Annotated in this window: 5 protein-coding genes; 2 read left to right on the plus strand and 3 right to left on the minus strand. The window is 35.6% G+C overall.

Annotated elements, in window-relative coordinates; all coding sequences use genetic code 11:
* On the plus strand, positions 1 to 323 hold a 323-nt coding region (locus F6K13_RS19920; protein ID WP_287288138.1), incomplete at its 5' end, for an aspartyl protease.
* Between the two features lie 83 nt (positions 324 to 406).
* Positions 407 to 2,512: an RNA-binding domain-containing protein gene (locus tag F6K13_RS19925; RefSeq protein ID WP_287288140.1), complete on the plus strand. Its 2,106-nt coding sequence runs from the start codon at positions 407 to 409 to the stop codon at positions 2,510 to 2,512.
* Positions 2,513 to 2,633: 121 nt separating this feature from the next.
* Here F6K13_RS19925 and F6K13_RS19930 read toward each other — a convergent pair whose 3' ends face one another.
* From F6K13_RS19930 to ppsA, 3 genes are all read right to left on the minus strand, one after another.
* Positions 2,634 to 2,783 (minus strand): hypothetical protein, encoded by a 150-nt coding sequence (locus F6K13_RS19930; protein ID WP_287288141.1) that lies wholly within the window; start codon positions 2,781 to 2,783, stop codon positions 2,634 to 2,636.
* Between the two features lie 90 nt (positions 2,784 to 2,873).
* On the minus strand, positions 2,874 to 3,023 hold the full coding sequence (locus F6K13_RS19935; protein WP_287288144.1) for a hypothetical protein: 150 nt from the start codon (positions 3,021 to 3,023) through the stop codon (positions 2,874 to 2,876).
* 193 nt (positions 3,024 to 3,216) lie between these two features.
* Positions 3,217 to 4,475, minus strand: a 1,259-nt coding sequence (gene ppsA, locus F6K13_RS19940; RefSeq protein ID WP_287288146.1) for a phosphoenolpyruvate synthase, incomplete at its 5' end; no start/stop codon positions are given.

The raw sequence follows: 4,475 nt of genomic DNA on the forward strand, positions 1-4,475 counted from the left end.
TTTTCACTGGAGAGAAATTTTTAGTAGACGCTTTGTTAGATACTGGTTTTACCACAGGATGGTTAGCCATTAATTCTCAAGATTTAGAAGCTTTGCAGTGGCCTTTAGTTGCACCTGACATAGAAATGCAGACTGCTAGAGGGAATGAATTCTTTAATATCCATCAAGGTTTAATAATTATTGATGGAGAACAAATGACAATACCAGTTCATGTTGGTGAAGAAATACCTGAATTTTTAATTGGTTCTCAATGGTTGGAAATAATGGAACTTACTGTCAATAAATCAGAGGATATTTTAAAGCTATCAAAAATTGACAAGTGAAAAATTAATCAAGATAAAAATTATTGGAATGTAGTATGATGTATTTTTTATAAACATTATAGTTAATTAACTGAATAGAAAAAATGCCAGCTCCAAAAGAAGTTTTTGATAATCCAGAGAAATATTGGAGTTTTATAACATCTCCCACTGCTGAAGAATTTGAAGGTCAATATTTTGATCGTAAGGAAGTTGGTCGTCCACAACCAAATGGTTGTATGAGTAAAAATGAACTCAATAAGGTAGTAGAGCAAATTACCAAATGTATTTCTGCCTTTGCTAATTCTAATAAAGAAGGAGGACTTTTAGTATTAGGAATTTCTGATAAGGGAGATTTGATGGGTGTCAATCATCTTAATGAAGAGCAAATTAATAGATTAACAAATATTGATAAATTACTGAAATATCAATCTGCATCAATCAGATTTTATTCTCCAAAAGGAGAGACAAAAAAGATTTGCTTGATTTATACTCCTTACACAGAAAACGGAATTTGTGAGACCCCGGGAGACCCACCTAAAAGTTGGGAACGACGAGGTTCTCAAAGTATTCCTTTAAACCACGATCAAAGAGATAGACTTCGCCGAGATAAGAAAATAGTTAATTTTGAAAGGCAGTATTGTTCTCCTTACGATGCTGATGATTTAGAAAAAGGAGTTTTAAATGAATTTCGTCCAGTTTTTTTGGACGTTGCTAAATATGACTATAGTGATGATGAACTCCTTTATCAAGCAGGAGCTTTAATCAAAGATGGAAATAATTATGCTTTTACTAATGCAGGGTTTCTATTTTTTGTAGCAAACCCTCAAAGAATAATGCCTTCGTCATATATTAGATTACTTAGATTTGAGGTTAACAACGAAGATAGAGATAATCGTGGACTACCAACTTTTGAAAAAGAATTTACTGGTTCAATTACTAAACAAATTCGCGATATAAGAACTTTTTTGAAAGAATCTGGATTCTTTAAACTATATCAAAAAAGAAATCCTGATGGGGGATTTTCTGAAGAACCAGAATATCCTTATATTGCTATTGATGAAGCTATTGTTAATGCAGTTGCCCACAGAGATTATGCGATACAACTTCCAATAGAATGTGAATTATATAAAGATGCTTTCGTAGTTAAAAATGGAGGACGTATTTTACAAAGAGACCAACAAGTTCCCCACGAATTTAGACTTGATGATAAGATAATACTCAATTCAATGCCTCGCAATCCAAAACTAATTAAATGGCTGAAAATTATGCGCGAGAAAGGAGGAGCTGCCTTTATTAGAGCATTAAGCGAAGGTACTAAACGAATGCGGGACGAAATGAAAAAGTTGAACTTACCTGCCCCTTTATATATAGTTAATCCCGCAGAAACCACCTTGATTTTGTATAGTAATTCTGCCGAACGTGAGGCTAATTTTTCTGCTGATTCTGGATTAGGTGCGACTAATAAATTTAGTAATTTATTTCCTCTAAAATTTATTATGGAAAATGGCGAAATTCCAGATGGAAATTTTTTAAACCAAAGAAGTAAGGATATTATATCTGCTTTAAAAAATGCCTTAATTGCTAATGGTTGGTATATTGATACTCATACAAATTATCGGCTAGTAGCTCACCGTAAAAATGCTCATATCCGGCAGAACAAAAAGGTAGATGAAATAGTTAGATTTTATCAAGTATATTTATTTCAAATTCGCCAATACTCGAATAATTTAAATAATTTATACCTTCGTATTGACTTGGATTTGCAAGTTAGGAACGTTCAGAATATTTCTAAATTATTTAGAGATTATCCTGCTAATTTTTTTGCCAATCAAAGAGCTTTAGCTAGATGGCAAGAAAACTGGTATCATGGAAAAATTATTAGGGCTGATTCTGAATATACCAATTTATATATTTTTGATTTGAAAAAAGAAGTACAAGTTCCTAGTAATCGTGTAATTCCTAATTTACAAGATAGTACTATTGAAGAAATTCTGAATAAAAGAAAGATTAAATTTAATTTGTCTACTAAAATTGAAGAACTAAGTTTGGAGAACAAACATGATGCAGCTGAAATTAGAGCTGAAAAAATACAGGCAATTGCTAAATATTTATCTCAAGATATTTTCAAACCTTTAATTATTGGAGGAATGCAGATATTTATGGAGCCGTCGCCAACTTCATTATCTAAATCTAATAGAGCGGGAAATTGAAGGTCAACAGCTTACCATAACCGAGTGTCGAATTTTCTCGTCACCGTCCAGAAAATACACCCCAACCACTTCCTGATTTAAAAGTTTTAGCTGTTCAAATTCTGAGCTTAACAAAACTAAATTAGGCATCTACAGATTCACTTTGTAAAGCTATAAGTAGTGACATTCCTTTTTCTGAATTAGTAGACTGTTTAATTGAGTTAGTTTGAGAAAGACATTCCCAATAATTAAAATTTTGACGTAGGTTGGGTTGAGCGACAGCAAAACCCAACAATAAAAATTATCAACACGAGTTTAGCTACCAAACCCCCAACAACTAACTATTCCCTACTTATCAAATTCTGAACTTAACAAGACTAAATTAGGCATCTACAGATTCACTTTGTAAAGCTATAAGTAGTGACATTCCTGTTTCTGAATTAGCAAACTGTTTAACTGAGCTAGCTTGAGAAAGACATTCCCAATAATTAAGATTTTGACGTAGGTTGGGTTGAGCGCCAGCAAAACCCAACAATAAAAATTATCAACACAAGTTTAGCAACCAAACCCCCAACAACAAACTATTCCCTAGTTAATACCAATTTTTAAAGATGTCACAAATAGTTGGCAACTTATGATGTGAAAGAATAACCTGAAATTAGTGTATAACCATTACTTTCTATCAACTTTCACTTCTGAATTCTGACTTCTGACTTCTGACTTCGTTAACACCCCTCCAACTTCGCCACCTCAAACCGAGTCTTCAACACAGAATCAGGATTCAAACTAATAGAATCAATCCTTAACTCTACCAACAACTGCGCAAACTCAGGATGATCGCTCGGTGCCTGACCGCAAATACCAATCTTACGCCCGCACTCATGAGCAATAGTAATCGCAATCTTAATCATTCGCCTCACAGCATCATGGCGTTCATCAAAAATATCTGCTACCAATGCCGAATCTCGGTCTAAACCCAATACCAACTGAGTCAAATCATTCGACCCAATAGAAAATCCATCAAACACTTGAGCAAACTGTTCGATTAAAATCACATTACTCGGTAACTCACACATCACATAAACCTGCAAACCATTCTCACCCCTCACCAAACCATACTTAGCCATCTCCCCTAAAACCTTCATTCCTTCTTGGGGTGTACGACAAAACGGAATCATCGGAATTACATTTGCCAATCCCATTTTATCCCGCACTCGCTTCAGTACCAGACATTCCAAACCAAAAGCTTCCCGATATTTGGGATGATAATAACGAGACGCACCTCGCCAACCAATCATTGGGTTTTCTTCATCAGGTTCAAACTGTTTCCCTCCCAATAAATTAGCATATTCATTACTCTTAAAATCGCTCATCCGCACAATAACAGGTTTCGGATAAAAAGCAGCAGCGATCGCTCCCATCCCATAAGCTAGGCGATCGATAAAGAAATCTGCCTTATTTTCATATCCCATAGTCAACTCAGCAATTTTTGCCTTTTCCACCTCATCTTCCACTTCGTCAAAATTGAGCAATGCTAAAGGATGCACCCCAATATGATTAGCAATTATAAATTCCAATCTAGCCAAACCCACACCATCAACAGGAAGTGCCGATAACCGAAAAACCTCCTCTGGGTTGCCCACATTCATCAAAATGCGGGTGCGAGTTTCTGGCAAATCATCCAATACTGTTTCCACCACCTCAAACGTGAGCAACCCATCATAAATTATCCCCACTTCTCCCTCAGCACAGTCAACAGTCACCGCCTGACTATTGTACAATAGTTTCGTAGCATTTTCGCAACCAACAATCGCCGGAATACCCATCTCCCGCGCAATAATTGCAGCATGACAAGTACGCCCACCTTGGTTAGTAACTATAGCGCTAGCCTTTTTCATAATGGGTTCCCAGTCGGGGTCAGTTTTGTTAGTGACTAACACCTCCCCTGGTTGAAATTCAGAAATGTTATGGGTATCCAGAATTA

The sequence above is a fragment of the Okeania sp. SIO2B9 genome (assembly GCF_010672505.1).
Taxonomy (GTDB): Bacteria; Cyanobacteriota; Cyanobacteriia; order Cyanobacteriales; family Microcoleaceae; genus Okeania; species Okeania hirsuta.

Coding starts and splice junctions, on each gene's coding strand:
- F6K13_RS19925 (WP_287288140.1), top strand. CDS start 407: ATGCCAGCTCCAAAAGAAGTTTTTGATAATCCAGAGAAATATTGGAGT.